The organism is Carnobacterium sp. CP1 (assembly GCF_001483965.1).
In the GTDB taxonomy this organism is placed as follows: Bacteria; Bacillota; Bacilli; order Lactobacillales; family Carnobacteriaceae; genus Carnobacterium_A; species Carnobacterium_A antarcticum.
Genome location: NZ_CP010796.1, coordinates 427,278 through 440,725, shown reverse-complemented (window position 1 = coordinate 440,725; position 13,448 = coordinate 427,278). Strand labels below are relative to the sequence as shown.

Here is a 13,448-nt window from a genome sequence, read left to right as displayed (position 1 = left end):
TACCTATTTAATTCACAAAAAATGTGGCGGTTGTTTCTTCCAAATACGATTTTCCAATAGTTTTTAATAAAACAACTTTTAAAACCCCGTTTATATTCTTTTTATCAAGTGCTACATACTCCAATACTGCTGCATAATCTTTGTGTTCTAAGGTGTAGGGCAAATGATATTGGATCAAAAGCGATTTGATCGTTTCAGCTGTGCCAATAGCCGATAATCCTTTTTCTTCGGCAAGCAATGTGATTTGATACATCCCAATGGCAACAGCTTCCCCGTGAGTGTACTTTTTATAAGCGTAAAATGTTTCCAAAGCATGACCAAGGGTATGACCAAAATTTAACAACATTCGTTCAGCAGTATCTCTTTCGTCTGATTCAACGATTGCTTTTTTTAGAGAACAACACGTATAAATAATTTGTTCGATTTGTTTTGTCATCTCTGCTCTAGTCTTTAGCGTTTTTAAAAAAGCAAAGAAATCAACGTCTAGGATACAAGCATACTTAATGACTTCTGCCATCCCATCGTAAAAGAAACGATCGCTTAACGTTTCCAAAACAAGCGGGTCGATCAAAACTAATACAGGATGGTAAAAGCTGCCTACCAAATTTTTTCCTTCTGGCAAATCAACAGCAACTTTTCCGCCGATGCTGCTGTCAACCTGTGCCAGTAAAGTCGTCGGGATTTGAACAAATGGGATTCCTCTTAAAAAAGTGGCAGCGGAAAATCCTCCAACATCCCCAACAACTCCGCCTCCCAGCGCTACAATTAAATCGCTTCTCGTTAATCCAAAATCGATTAATGCTTTATACAAAAATGGCAGCTGATTCAAAGATTTAGATTCTTCTCCTGGAGGAAGGGCAATCACCACAACCTCGTATCCCTCTTTCAACAGACCCTCCTTTACTTGCTTTTCATAATAACGTGCAACGGTTTGATCGGTTATGATGGCTACTTTTTTCCCATGGTAGAAACGAGTGATTTCTAAACCAACGTCATTTAAGAGTCCTTTGCGAATTTTTAATGGATAGCTCTGTTCTTTTAAATCGACTACTAATTCTGCCATAATTCCCCTTCCTCCCATTCCATTCTGAGTTCATTAAATTTCTCTTCCTTCAACTTCTGCTAATCGTTTGGCTTTATCCATCAAACGATCGAACTCATCTGGAGTCAGGCATTGTTCGCCATCGCTCCAAGCATTCTCAGGATCGTCATGAACTTCAATCATTAAACCATCTGCTCCAGCAACTACAGCTGCTTTAGCCATTGGTTCCACTAAGTAAGTGTAGCCGCCAGCGTGACTTGGATCGATAATGATAGGCAAATGAGATAATTTTTTGATAACGGGCACAGCTTGCAAATCTAACGTATTTCGAGTAATGGTTTCGTATGTGCGAATCCCACGTTCACAAAGAATGACATTTTCATTTCCCTCAGACATGATGTATTCAGCAGACATTAACCACTCTTGAATCGTAGCTGATAAGCCTCGCTTCAAAAGGACGGGTAATTGTGTTTTTCCAATCTCTTTCAATAAATCGAAGTTCTGCATGTTCCGTGCACCGATTTGAACCATATCAACATCGTCTACAAATGCATCGATGTGTTTAGTAGACATTAATTCCGTTACGATCGGTAAGCCGGTTTCTGCTTTAGCTGCCTTCAGCATATTCAGTCCCTCTAGCTCTAATCCTTGGAAACTGTATGGCGATGTTCTCGGTTTGAAGGCCCCTCCTCTTAAAAAATTGGCTCCTGCCGCTTTAACACGTTTAGCAATACCAATGATCTGTTCCTCACTTTCAACAGAACAAGGACCGGCGATGATTCCTAACCGTTTGCCACCAATTTTTTCACCATCAACTGAGATGATTGAATTTTCTGGATGAAATAAACGATTGGCTTTCTTGTAAGGTTCTTGGACGCGCATGACTTTTTCAACTGCCTGATTGGCTGATATTTTAGACATATCGATTTTACTCGTATCCCCGATCAAACCCAAAATAGTGGTTGTAGACCCAGCAGAGTGGTTTATTGTCACCCCTAAACTTTGTAATTTCTTTGTCAACCTGTTTACTTCAACTTGATTCGCTTCTTGTTTTAATACAATTATCATACCGTTTCCTCCTTTTTTTGTTTTACGCTAAAAAAAAATAGAGCTCATTAGTTAATGAGCTCCAGCTTCTCTAATTTCATTCCCCTAGCGTTTAGGGATAATTGAAAGGTAGTTAGATTAATCACTCATCAGGAAGGTACATTCAGTTTTATAAAACGCAAAATAGCCAGCGCTAAAATAAAAGCCCCGGAAAAAGAAGTTATAAAAATTCGTTACATTTTGTGTTTTCATCTGAATGATTCTACTGTTTTCCATGATTTCTCTTCCACCTTTCGTTTTATTAAGAGACAAGAATAAAATCTTGCTGTTCTTAGTTATTGAACTATAACACTCACCAAACATTAATGTCAATCACATTATATTTTTATTTAATTATTGCCAAATCATAATAATATGGTAAACTTCGTTCAAGATAAGTGAAAGGGTATTTTAAATGATAAAAAGCTCTTTTTACTAAGGAGGAAAAACGAATGGAGTTCTATGGATTACTAGGAAAAACCTTGAAGCACAGCCTTTCCCCTAACATTCATCAAGAAATTTACCGTATGCTAACTATTCAAGGTGCATATAAACTGTTTGAAGTTACAGAAGCTGATTTTCCAAAAGCAGTAGCAGCTTTAAAATTATTAACTATTAAAGGTGCAAATGTAACCATTCCTTATAAACAAACCATTTTGCCTTATTTAGATTCTGTCTCTTCTGAAGCTCAACGGATGCAAGCAGTCAATACAGTTTTATTAAAAGATGGAAAGCTGATTGGTTACAATACAGACTATCATGGGTTTGGCATGATTTTTGAAAATCATGCCATTCCTATTCAAGGGAAAACCGCAACACTGTTAGGAAACGGCGGTTCTGCGAAAATGGCTATAACTTATTTGCTAGATCATGGTATTGAACAGATACGCGTTGTTTCAAGAAAAACGTCTCAACGTCCGGTCATAAATCACCCCAAAATCAGTTACCTGACTTACGAAGCCATTGCTTCAATTAACAGCGATTTATTAATCAACACCACTCCAATTGGTATGTACCCAAACTGTGGGATTTCACCAGTAAATGAACAGGTTATTTCACAGCATCTGATTTTGATTGATTTGATTTACAATCCGACAGAAACGCTCTTTTTAGAAACAGGAAGACGTTTAAATAAACCAGCTTATAATGGATTAGAAATGCTCATTGGTCAAGCAATTAAATCCGTTGAAATTTGGCAAGAACAAATTATCCCTCTCACTGTTTCCCAAAAGATAATTCAAGATTTTCAAAACAAATTTAAGTAGGTGAAGATATGAAAACAAATATTGTGCTAATTGGTATGCCTGGTTGCGGCAAGTCAACCTTTGGAAAAAGACTCAGCAAAGAAATTGATTTTTCTTTTATAGATATGGACGTTTATATCGAAACCTACAGCTCTCAAACGATTGCTCAACTTTGGGAAGTTGGAGAAGATCATTTCCGCAATATCGAAACAGCTGTTTGCAAACTGTTAACCAAAGAAAACTATACTATTGTTTCCTCTGGCGGCGGCATTATTAAAAGAGAGGAAAACATTCGGCTATTAAAAAAGACGTCTTATATTTTTTTTATTGATCGGCCATTGGAACTGATTATGCGAGATATCGATGTTTCGGGAAGGCCGCTTTTAAAAAACGATAAACAAACATTGGTCGGTTTATTTGAACAACGAATTGAACAGTATCGTGCAGCTGCTGATTTCATCATCGAAAACGATACAACCCCTGCCACAGCCGTGCAGCAGATGCATACGTTTATTCAACACTTAAAGCTAGTTGAAAAGGAGAGTTTATCAGAATGAAAATCATGGTGATCAATGGACCCAACCTAAATTTTACCGGCATCAGAGAAAAAGAAGTCTATGGTGCCAAAACGTTTAAGGAGATTTGTACCTTTATCCAAACTGAAGGTGAAAACCGAAAGCATGATTTAACATTGTTTCAAAGCAATTCTGAAGGCGAAATAATAGACGCTTTACAAAAGGCCTTTAATGAACAGTATGATGGTATCATTATCAATCCCGGAGCTTATACACATTACAGCTACGCTATTCATGATGCTATCAAAAGCATCCAGATTGCTACCGTTGAAGTACATATGTCGAATATCCATCAACGAGAAGATTTCAGAAAAATCTCTGTCACCGCTCCAGCATGCATTGGACAAGTAACAGGATTTGGAACAGATGGTTATCTACTCGCTATGGATGCTTTAAATATGCACCAACTAAAGCAATCCGAGGGGGAATCGTTATGACTATTGTTCTTGTTGGGTTAGGTGTCATTGGAGGTTCTTTTGGGTTGGCATTAAAAGAGGCTGGTTATACATCTGTTTATGGAATCGATACAAATGAAACAACATTAAAAAAAGCAAAAAAGCTAGGTATCATTCAAGAAGGGTTCACAGATGGAGAGGAAATTCTTCCTCAAGCAGACCTAATCATCTTTTCTCTCTACCCTACTCTTATCGCTCAATTCATCCAAAGTCATCCAAAAAAATTTAAACCAAATGCTATTTTAACGGATGTCACAGGAATCAAACAAGGAATCATCAAAGAAATTTCACCACTCTTACCCGATTCTGTAGACTTTATTTTCGGACATCCAATGGCTGGTCGCGAAAAAAGAGGAATCGATTTTGCAAATCAAGCTGTTTTTAAAGACGCGAATTATTTATTAACTCCTACTGTTAAAAACCAAGAGAAGAATTTAGTTTTTCTAGAACAGCTGGTTAAAGAATTAGGATTCAAAAAAGTCACACGCATCACTCCTCATGAGCACGATCAATTAATCGGGTTCACTAGCCAATTGCCTCATGCTATTGCAGTCGCTTTGGTAAACAGCGATATAAATGAAAAAACAGGAGATTTCGTTGGAGACAGTTACCGTGAGTTGACACGAATAGCTAATATCAATGAAGAGCTATGGAGCGAATTGTTTATCGGAAACAAATCCAACTTATTAGAGGCTATTGATTTATTCGAAACAGAATTAACCAAAATAAAAGTGGCTGTCGCTGAAAATGATACGAAAACATTGAAACGTTTGTTTATCCATTCAACTGAACGTCGCAGTCAATTATAATAAGTTAACTAAGGAGGCTTCCGCTATAGCGGAAGCCTCCTTAGTTATTGATTTCATGAACCTGCTATAAAAATAAGAGTGGTGAAAAAGCTAAGATCAAGATACCAACGATGATCGCCCAACTTTGCCAGCGGGCAAAGTTGGTTGTTGTTCCAACACCAAACCTTTTTTCTACCCAAATAGACGGATCAGCAGGATTGTAATAAAAAACCCCTAATTTCCAGTACTGATCTTCATTGTAACGGTATTCTAAAATATCTTTTTCTTCTAAAGAATCCGCCATCTTTAATCGTTCCCCACCTTGCCCATACTTCATCGATAAAACTATGGCATAAACGATCACAAGTATGGTATAGCCGATTGTTAGGTAAATAAACCATTGAATCTCTACATCGTTAACGAATACAGTAGCAAGTTGGAGCGCACTCATCAACAATTGAGTTAACATGGAGATCACCAAAGTAAAACGGGACCATGCTTGCCGAAACAAACGATTCTTTAAACTAGAAACTGATGCGTTTTTAGGATTCAATGATTGCTTTGCATTTTTTATGGAATAATTGCTGATCACAAAAATAATGATCATGATCAACTGCACAGCTAGTAAACCAAAAACAGTTTTAACTGATTTTGTTGCAAAGCGATCGGGTTTAAAATCGATTCCCCAATGAATGGGAAACGTTTCAGGGATCTGTTGATAATTTAGCCAAGTGGCAAAAGCCGTACCGCTAATAATGATTAAATTACTGATGATAATCAGTGTGTTTGAAATAGTTGTCCCCTTTTTCCGATAATTCAATTCTACAACTATTTCTTGCCCACTGTCTTGATCGGCTGTTTTAGGCAAGTTCTTTTTCCATGTGGACACTTTTTTATGGATCACCAAATAGGCTAATCCACTGACAGCTAAGACTGCTGCTATCCCCACTACGCTGTAAATGCCTAACTGCATCTCTGTTTGTACGGCATCTTTATTACGGGTAAACCATAAAAACGGCAACGAAAAAAGTACACTGCTCAAAACCGTAATGAAACAATACTGTTTCATCCACTTTTTTAACTGAGGGTCTTCTTGATAATTTTCCGGTAAACTAACGCCAAATTGACTGCTTTTACGTCCCATGAATGGAGTCAACCCAGTTATGAGTCCAATCAATAAAAATAAACTGATCATAAAACCTATGAATAAACTCATTTTGCTTCACCACCCTGTATTTTTTTATTGACGGCCTGTTGCATCTCTTTCAGCTCTTGCTCTGATAACTGATACACAGCAGCATCGATCATCAATTCTGTTAACTTCGTTTTAAACTCTTCTTGATATTCAACAGACATTTTCATTTGCTCACGGTTTTTTATTTGAAAACCTTTCTTCTGGTTGATAAGGATTTCTTCTCTGACTAAATAATTGTAGGCTTTATTGACTGTATGCATGTTGATACCAATATCTCCTGCTAAGCTTCGTACACTGGGCAGCAACTCGCCGGGCATTAATTCTTTCTTTAAAATTCCAGTCTTTATTTGGTAAATCAGTTGAGAATAAATAGGGGTATCGCTTTCTGGTTTAATATGAATAAACAATGAGCTCACTTCTTCCTTATGTTTATACTTGCTCTATAACAAGTATAACACTTGTAGAGTTTTATTACAATTAGGTGTAACCGCTTGTTAATTGATTGTTTTTGGTTGATTTTGATGGTATTATAAGGCGATGGGAGTGATGATATGTTAACGGAAGAACGACATAACTTTATCCTCGTGCAATTGAAACAATCTGGACTCGTAAAGTCGCAAGACCTAATGACAGCACTAGATTGTTCTGAATCTACTATTCGACGAGACTTAGCATTATTAGAAGAAGCAGGCGAATTGATTCGGATACATGGAGGAGCAAAACGGGTTTATCATTTAGATGAGGAATTGTCCGCTACTGAAAAAACGTTCAAAAACGTTCAAGAAAAAAAAGCGATTGCTGAATTAGCTGCTTCTTTCATTGAAGAAAATGATACGATTTATTTGGATGCTGGGACAACAACTATTTACTTGATTCCTTTTTTAAAAGACAAAAACGTTCGAGTCGTTACCAATGGTATTCAACATGCTTCGTTGCTGGCGGACCAACAAACAGAAACGATTTTGCTTGGCGGAAAAATCAAAGCGACAACGAAAGCGATTATTGGCACTACAAGTCTTCAGCAAATGGGAGACTATCGTTTCAATAAGTGTTTTTTAGGAATGAATGGGATCGATGTTGAATTCGGTTATACTACCCCTGATTCCGAAGAAGCTGCCGTAAAGAAACAGGCTCATTTGCACAGCGCTAAAACATTTGTTTTAGCCGATCAAACGAAGTTTAATAAAGTTAATTTTGTAAAAGTTTGTGAACTAGAAGATGCCACTATTGTGACTGAGGCTATGGATCATGCTTTATATAAAAAATATTTTTCTCAAACATCTATTAAGGAGGTCACAAAATGATATATACGGTAACTCTTAACCCTTCTATTGATTACATTGTTGAAGTCGCTGATTTTAAAATGGGCGATTTGAACCGAATGAAGCGGGATTTAAAATTACCTGGCGGAAAAGGCATCAATGTATCACGGGTGCTGCACAGTCTTCAACTGCCTACTACTACATTAGGTTTTTTAGGTGGCTTTACCGGCCAATTCATTCAAAATTGGTTGATAAAAGAAGGAGTTCATACTCAATTTACTCAGGTGCAAGACGACACCCGAATCAACGTCAAATTGAAATCCGACCAAGAAACTGAAATTAACGCTCAAGGTCCAAAAATCACTGACAAAGAAGCGAATGCCTTACTAGCACAATTTGATACATTAACAGCTGATGACTTAGTGATTCTTTCAGGAAACCAACCGCCGGCATTACCAGCAGATTTTTATCAATCTATTATTGAACGAGTTACCGCTGCAGGCGCAAAATTTGCTGTAGATACAACAGGTCAATCACTATTAGATGCTCTTCCTTCTCATCCTATATTAGTTAAACCCAATCACCATGAATTAGCGGAATTGTTCCAAGTCACTTTTAACAGCGTTGAAGAAATGGTTCCTTATGGGAAAAAACTGATCGAAATGGGAGCAACGTATGCTTTGGTCTCAATGGCTGGCGATGGCGCTTTATTCTTCACTGCTGATAAGGTCTATCTTTCAACGGTCCCTAAAGGACAAGTGAAAAATTCCGTTGGAGCTGGCGATTCAATGGTAGCTGGATTTATTGGAACGTTAGTCCGAACGAATGACCCGCTGCTTGCTTTTCAAACAAGTGTCGCTACTGGAAGTGCCACAGCTTTTTCAGATGATTTGGCAAAAAAAGAAGATATCGATAACCTGATTTCTCAAGTTCAACTAACAGTATTAAATTAAAAAACAGTACCCATAGGAGGAAAAAAAATGAATATCAATGACTTATTGCTTAAAGATGTCATGATCATGGATCTAAAAGCAACAACTAAAGAAGCAGCGATTGACGAAATGATCGCTAGTCTGGCTTCAAAGAAGCGCCTCAATGACCCAGCTTTGTTTAAACAAGGCATTATGGCTAGAGAAGCCCAAACTTCTACAGGGCTAGGCGATGGAATCGCTATGCCGCATGCAAAAACAACAGCTGTCAACGAAGCTACCGTTTTATTTGCAAAAAGTACTGCCGGAGTTGATTACGAAGCACTAGACGGACAACCTACCCATCTGTTTTTCATGATCGCGGCTCCTGAAGGGGCAAATGATACGCATTTACAAGCTCTAGCTGGCTTGTCTCGGTTGCTGATAAACCCTGAATTTGTTGCTTCTCTAAAAGAAACAACGACACCTGATGAAGTCCAAACATTATTTACAGAAGCAGAACAAAAACGGCTAGCAGATGAAAAAGCCGAACAACAAGCAGAAGCAACTAAAACTCCTGATGCTGATCGCCCATTTGTTATTGCCGTAACGGCTTGTCCAACTGGTATTGCTCATACGTATATGGCTGAAGATGCTTTGAAGAAAAAAGCTGCTGAAATGGGCGTTGATATCAAAGTTGAAACCAACGGAACTGAAGGCGTTAAAAACCGGTTGACCGCAGCTGATATCGAACGTGCAGCCGGCGTTATCGTCGCTGCTGATAAAAATGTCGAAATGGCTCGTTTTGATGGAAAACACCTTTTGCAGCGACCCGTCAGCGATGGTATTCGTAAATCTGAAGAGTTGATCACCAAAGCTATGAATCAACAAGCACCAACCTATCATGCTAGTGGTGAAAAAGACACTGAAGACAGCGATGAAGGCAACGGCTCTATTATTAGTAAAGTTTATAAAGATTTAATGAACGGAATTTCTCATATGTTGCCTTTCGTTGTCGGCGGCGGGATCGTCTTGGCTCTTTCTTTCTTTGTAGAACCTTACTTTGGAGAAAGCAGCGAGATCTTCACGTTCTTAAACTCTTTAGGTAGCAATGCTTTTAACTTCTTGATTCCTATCTTGGCAGGTTATATCGCCATGAGTATCGGCGATCGTCCAGGCTTGATGCCAGGGATGGTTGGTGGATTAATGGCCGTCCAAAGCAACGCTGGTTTCTTAGGTGGATTAGCTGCTGGTTTCCTAGCCGGTTACTCTATTCTTCTTTTAAGACGATTGTTGAAAGGATTGCCAAAGTCATTAGAAGGTTTAAAATCAATCTTATTGTATCCTGTTCTTAGTCTACTCCTTATTGGTCTAGTAATGTATTTCATCATTGATCCGGTCTTCTCAACAATCAATACAGCTATGGTTAACTTCCTAGAAAACCTTGGTACAGGAAATGCTGTGTTACTAGGCGCATTATTGGGCGGAATGATGGCTATTGATATGGGAGGTCCATTTAATAAAGCGGCATATGCCTTTTCAATAGGTATCTTCACTGATACAGGTGACGGTAGTTTGATGGCTGCTGTTATGGCTGGTGGTATGATTCCGCCTCTAGCAATCGCTGTTGCAAGTACACTATTTAAAAACAAATTTACAGAAGACGAAAGAAAATCAGGAATCACAAACTATGTTTTAGGGCTTTCTTTTATCACTGAAGGAGCTATTCCTTTTGCGGCTGCTGATCCATTACGCATTATCGGATCATCGGTTATCGGAGCAGCAATTGCTGGCGGCTTAACTCAATTCTGGGATATCACTATTCCAGCGCCGCACGGTGGCATCTTCGCTATTGGTCTTTCAAACCACGCCTTGCTATTCTTGGCAGCATTAGCGATTGGAACGGCTGTTTCTGCCCTGATTTTAGGCTTTTGGAAAAAAACCGTTAACGATACAAACGAAGCAATGAACTAAGAAGAAACAAAAAAAAGAGGTTGGGACAAAAGTCCCAACCTCTTTTGCATATCCGAATATTTATTCTAGAACGTGTTCCAAAAAGCAGACCCGACGTCCACTTCACGAATAATGCTCGATGGTCTGTGACCATACTGCGCTTATTCGTTCCAGTGATTCGGGTCTAAACGCTTTTTGTCTCACTCCCATTTTTTTATAATACTTTTGCTAAAAAATCTTTGGTTCGGTTATGTTCCGGGTGATCAAAGAGCTGTTCTGGAGTTCCTTCTTCTACAATATAACCTGCGTCCATAAAAATGACGCGATCAGCTACTTGCTTAGCAAATCCCATTTCATGAGTCACAACAACCATCGTCATTCCGGTTTCTGCTAAATCTTGAATAACTTTTAAAACTTCTCCTACCATTTCAGGATCCAATGCAGATGTCGGTTCATCAAACAACATGACTTTTGGGTTCATTGCTAATGCACGTGCGATAGCTACTCGTTGTTGCTGACCACCCGATAAACTAGCTGGATAAGCTGTATCTTTGTCTTCTAAACCCACTTGTTTCAACAATCTTCGCGCCTGGCTTTCCGCTTCTGTTTCAGGCATTCCTTTAACTTTGATCGGCGCTATTTTTAAATTATCTAACACAGACAAATGTGGAAATAAATTAAAACTTTGAAAGACCATTCCCATTTTTTCTCGCAATTGATTTAACTTTGTTTCGTTAAGTCCTGTTAAAGCAATATCTTCAAAAATAATTTCACCGCTTGTCGGAGTCTCCAGTAAATTTAAGCACCGCAGCAACGTGCTTTTACCCGATCCTGATGGTCCGATGATCACGACGACTTCCCCTTTTTTTACTTCTCCATTAATGTCGATCAAGACTTCATTTTTATCAAAAGATTTTTTTAAATGGTTAAATTTAATCATGATTCATCTTCCCTTCATAATAATTCAACAGTTTTGTTAAGCTAAAAGTTAAAACAAAATAAATGACCATCGTAACAGCTAACGGTGCAATCCCACGATATGAAACTGAAGTGACGACTTTTGTTTGGAAAATCAAATCACTTACACCAATAATCGACACAATCGAGCTTTCTTTAATGACCGTGATAAATTCATTTCCTAAGGCTGGCCAAATATTTTTTAGCGCTTGCGGGAAAATAATATATCGCATTGAAAGCTTCTTGCTCATCCCTAAACTTCTTGCTGCTTCTGCTTGTCCTTTAGATACGGAATTTAATCCTGAACGGATAATTTCGCAGATATAGGCTCCGCTGTTCAAAGAAACCGCAATGATGCCGGAAGCTAAAGCAGGGATATTTACTAAGTATCCTACTGCAAAATAGATGAACATTACTTGGATCATCATTGGCGTCCCACGAACAAATTCGACATAAGCGGTAGCCAAACCGCGGATAACTTTATTATCCGCCATACGCATCAAGGACAAAAATATTCCTAAAATGCTTCCGAATAATACACTTGAAACAGATATCAGAATGGTATAACCCGTTCCTTTGGCAAAATAGTTCCAATAGTTGATCATTGTATTTGACCCTGTGTCTTCGGCGTCTTCTGAATCAATCGTTCCACCTTGACTATCTTTCAAGTGTTCTCCAGCTTCTTTTAAATACCCTTCAATTAAATTTCCCTCTTTTATTTCTACAAGAGAATCATTGACACTCTCTAAAAGGGTTTGAGTACCTTTTTTAAAAGCGATCGCTGTTCCTTGCTCACCTTCAGCCAATTCAAACGCTCCATCAAAAGTAACTAATCCTGTATCATTTGAAACGTAAGCAGTCGCACTTGGTTTTTCCATTACGATAGCTTCTATTTTGTTCGTTTTTAAAGCTAGAATCAAATCGGTGATTTTTGATAAACTCAACAAATCAGAATCCGGCATTTGTTTCTGGGCTAATGTTTCTTGTAATGAGCCTGTTTGAACTCCAATTTTTTTCCCATGCAGATCATCTTTAGTTTGATAGATGCCTTCATCAGATTGACGGACAACTAAATTTTGCCCTCCTGTATAATAAACAGTAGAAAAATCAACACTTTTTTTTCGTTCTTCAGAAGGACTCATACCTGCTAGAATCATGTCTACTTTATTTACTTCCAAAGCAGGCAACAGACTATCAAATCCCATATCTTGTATTTCCAATGTTACGCCTAAATCGTCAGCAATTTTTTGAGCAATAGATATATCCATTCCGACGATTTCATCCTTGCCATTAACAGTAGCGTGAAATTCATATGGCGGAAAATCAGCGCTCGTTCCAATAGTCAACGTTCCTTTTGATTGGACATCTGATAATGAAGTATCTGCTGCTGCCACTTGCAAAGATGGCATAGTAAAACTAATTAGAGCAGTAAACAGGATAAGTAGAGCAGTAACAAGCGACTTTCTTTTCATTTTATTTCCTCTTTTCTCTTTCTGCATTTTCTTAAACACCTCTGTAGTGTAGCAGAACAAGGATATTTATGCAATATATAAAACATATCTCCGTTGTTTATTCTTATTTATATCTTTTTATGCATAATATACTGAATAAAAAGAATTGTTAAAGATTTTCAATGCCAGAAGTTTCTGTCTTACTGTTAAAAATTAAAAGGGACGCATTTTTTCTATATATACTTTTGGAAGATGTACTGAAATAAAATAGTGGCATTTTTTGTCCAATGGCGTTAAGATAAGAATAGCTTTAAATAGGAGGTATAATATGGGACAATTATCTAAAGTTGAAACTAGTTTAGACGATTTATTTCACAAATTCGTACTAGACCCAGAAGAAGCCACTACTAAAAAAGATGAAACTGAAGAGGACAAAGACAATCATAATGAACTATCCTCTAAATAAAACAATGTAATCAAAAAGCCCCCTCGCTATACATACCGTATAGCAAGGGGGCTTTAGTTATGAAAA

The 13,448-nt window shown here is 37.9% G+C and carries 14 protein-coding genes; 8 read left to right on the top strand and 6 right to left on the bottom strand.

Going from position 1 to position 13,448, the window contains the following annotated elements; genetic code table 11:
- Positions 1–7: 7 nt before the first annotated feature.
- Positions 8–1,063 (bottom strand): 3-dehydroquinate synthase, encoded by a 1,056-nt coding sequence (gene aroB, locus NY10_RS02355; RefSeq protein ID WP_058918487.1) that lies wholly within the window; start codon positions 1,061–1,063, stop codon positions 8–10.
- A 33-nt stretch (positions 1,064–1,096) separates the two neighbouring features.
- Positions 1,097–2,110, bottom strand: coding sequence for a 3-deoxy-7-phosphoheptulonate synthase (gene aroF, locus NY10_RS02350; RefSeq protein ID WP_058918486.1), 1,014 nt, complete (start codon positions 2,108–2,110; stop codon positions 1,097–1,099).
- A 470-nt stretch (positions 2,111–2,580) separates the two neighbouring features.
- Here aroF and aroE point away from each other — a divergent pair, with 470 nt between their 5' ends.
- Genes aroE through NY10_RS02330 form a run of 4 tightly spaced genes read left to right on the top strand, consistent with a single transcriptional unit; the run spans position 2,581 to position 5,211 of the window.
- Positions 2,581–3,393, top strand: coding sequence for a shikimate dehydrogenase (aroE, locus tag NY10_RS02345; RefSeq protein WP_058918485.1), 813 nt, complete (start codon positions 2,581–2,583; stop codon positions 3,391–3,393).
- A gap of 8 nt (positions 3,394–3,401) precedes the next feature.
- Positions 3,402–3,929 carry a shikimate kinase gene (locus tag NY10_RS02340; protein ID WP_058918484.1) on the top strand — a complete coding sequence of 176 codons (528 nt, stop codon included), beginning with the start codon at positions 3,402–3,404 and terminating at the stop codon, positions 3,927–3,929.
- On the top strand, positions 3,926–4,384 hold the full coding sequence (gene aroQ, locus NY10_RS02335; RefSeq protein WP_058918483.1) for a type II 3-dehydroquinate dehydratase: 459 nt from the start codon (positions 3,926–3,928) through the stop codon (positions 4,382–4,384). The genes NY10_RS02340 and aroQ overlap by 4 nt, the downstream gene beginning before the upstream one ends.
- Entirely contained in the window at positions 4,381–5,211 is an 831-nt protein-coding gene (locus NY10_RS02330) for a prephenate dehydrogenase (protein ID WP_058918482.1), read from the top strand. Before aroQ ends, NY10_RS02330 begins: the two co-directional genes overlap by 4 nt.
- Before the next feature lie 64 nt (positions 5,212–5,275).
- On the opposite strand, the gene NY10_RS02325 is transcribed toward NY10_RS02330, so the two are convergent.
- Positions 5,276–6,406: a DUF1648 domain-containing protein gene (locus NY10_RS02325; RefSeq protein WP_058918481.1), complete on the bottom strand. Its 1,131-nt coding sequence runs from the start codon at positions 6,404–6,406 to the stop codon at positions 5,276–5,278.
- Entirely contained in the window at positions 6,403–6,792 is a 390-nt protein-coding gene (locus NY10_RS02320) for a GntR family transcriptional regulator (protein ID WP_058918480.1), read from the bottom strand. Before NY10_RS02320 ends, NY10_RS02325 begins: the two co-directional genes overlap by 4 nt.
- A gap of 144 nt (positions 6,793–6,936) precedes the next feature.
- Between NY10_RS02320 and NY10_RS02315 the strand changes: the two genes are divergently transcribed.
- The 3 genes from NY10_RS02315 to NY10_RS02305 are packed head-to-tail and all read left to right on the top strand — an operon-like array spanning position 6,937 to position 10,529.
- Complete coding sequence (locus NY10_RS02315; protein WP_058918479.1) at positions 6,937–7,689, top strand: DeoR/GlpR family DNA-binding transcription regulator; 753 nt, start codon at positions 6,937–6,939, stop codon at positions 7,687–7,689.
- Positions 7,686–8,600, top strand: a complete 915-nt coding sequence (gene pfkB, locus NY10_RS02310; protein WP_058918478.1) for a 1-phosphofructokinase — start codon at positions 7,686–7,688, stop codon at positions 8,598–8,600. The genes NY10_RS02315 and pfkB overlap by 4 nt, the downstream gene beginning before the upstream one ends.
- A 27-nt stretch (positions 8,601–8,627) precedes the next feature.
- Positions 8,628–10,529: a PTS fructose transporter subunit IIABC gene (locus NY10_RS02305; protein ID WP_058918477.1), complete on the top strand. Its 1,902-nt coding sequence runs from the start codon at positions 8,628–8,630 to the stop codon at positions 10,527–10,529.
- Between the two features lie 193 nt (positions 10,530–10,722).
- Here the strand turns inward: NY10_RS02305 and NY10_RS02300 are convergent, their stop codons facing one another.
- Both NY10_RS02300 and NY10_RS02295 read right to left on the bottom strand, forming a co-directional pair.
- A complete protein-coding gene (locus tag NY10_RS02300) occupies positions 10,723–11,448 on the bottom strand; it encodes an amino acid ABC transporter ATP-binding protein (RefSeq protein ID WP_058918476.1) in 726 nt (241 codons plus the stop codon).
- Positions 11,441–12,937, bottom strand: a complete 1,497-nt coding sequence (locus NY10_RS02295; RefSeq protein WP_058918475.1) for an ABC transporter substrate-binding protein/permease — start codon at positions 12,935–12,937, stop codon at positions 11,441–11,443. Before NY10_RS02295 ends, NY10_RS02300 begins: the two co-directional genes overlap by 8 nt.
- A 307-nt stretch (positions 12,938–13,244) precedes the next feature.
- Between NY10_RS02295 and NY10_RS12565 the strand changes: the two genes are divergently transcribed.
- On the top strand, positions 13,245–13,382 hold the full coding sequence (locus NY10_RS12565; protein ID WP_156413256.1) for a hypothetical protein: 138 nt from the start codon (positions 13,245–13,247) through the stop codon (positions 13,380–13,382).
- Positions 13,383–13,448 lie beyond the last annotated feature (66 nt).

Bases quoted from the DNA above. Each gene is read 5' to 3' on its own strand.
- aroB (WP_058918487.1), bottom strand. From the start codon at position 1,063: ATGGCAGAATTAGTAGTCGATTTAAAAGAACAGAGCTATCCATTAAAA.
- aroF (WP_058918486.1), bottom strand. From the start codon at position 2,110: ATGATAATTGTATTAAAACAAGAAGCGAATCAAGTTGAAGTAAACAGG.
- aroE (WP_058918485.1), top strand. From the start codon at position 2,581: ATGGAGTTCTATGGATTACTAGGAAAAACCTTGAAGCACAGCCTTTCC.
- NY10_RS02340 (WP_058918484.1), top strand. From the start codon at position 3,402: ATGAAAACAAATATTGTGCTAATTGGTATGCCTGGTTGCGGCAAGTCA.
- aroQ (WP_058918483.1), top strand. From the start codon at position 3,926: ATGAAAATCATGGTGATCAATGGACCCAACCTAAATTTTACCGGCATC.
- NY10_RS02330 (WP_058918482.1), top strand. From the start codon at position 4,381: ATGACTATTGTTCTTGTTGGGTTAGGTGTCATTGGAGGTTCTTTTGGG.
- NY10_RS02325 (WP_058918481.1), bottom strand. From the start codon at position 6,406: ATGAGTTTATTCATAGGTTTTATGATCAGTTTATTTTTATTGATTGGA.
- NY10_RS02315 (WP_058918479.1), top strand. From the start codon at position 6,937: ATGTTAACGGAAGAACGACATAACTTTATCCTCGTGCAATTGAAACAA.
- pfkB (WP_058918478.1), top strand. From the start codon at position 7,686: ATGATATATACGGTAACTCTTAACCCTTCTATTGATTACATTGTTGAA.
- NY10_RS02305 (WP_058918477.1), top strand. From the start codon at position 8,628: ATGAATATCAATGACTTATTGCTTAAAGATGTCATGATCATGGATCTA.
- NY10_RS02300 (WP_058918476.1), bottom strand. From the start codon at position 11,448: ATGATTAAATTTAACCATTTAAAAAAATCTTTTGATAAAAATGAAGTC.
- NY10_RS02295 (WP_058918475.1), bottom strand. From the start codon at position 12,937: ATGAAAAGAAAGTCGCTTGTTACTGCTCTACTTATCCTGTTTACTGCT.
- NY10_RS12565 (WP_156413256.1), top strand. From the start codon at position 13,245: ATGGGACAATTATCTAAAGTTGAAACTAGTTTAGACGATTTATTTCAC.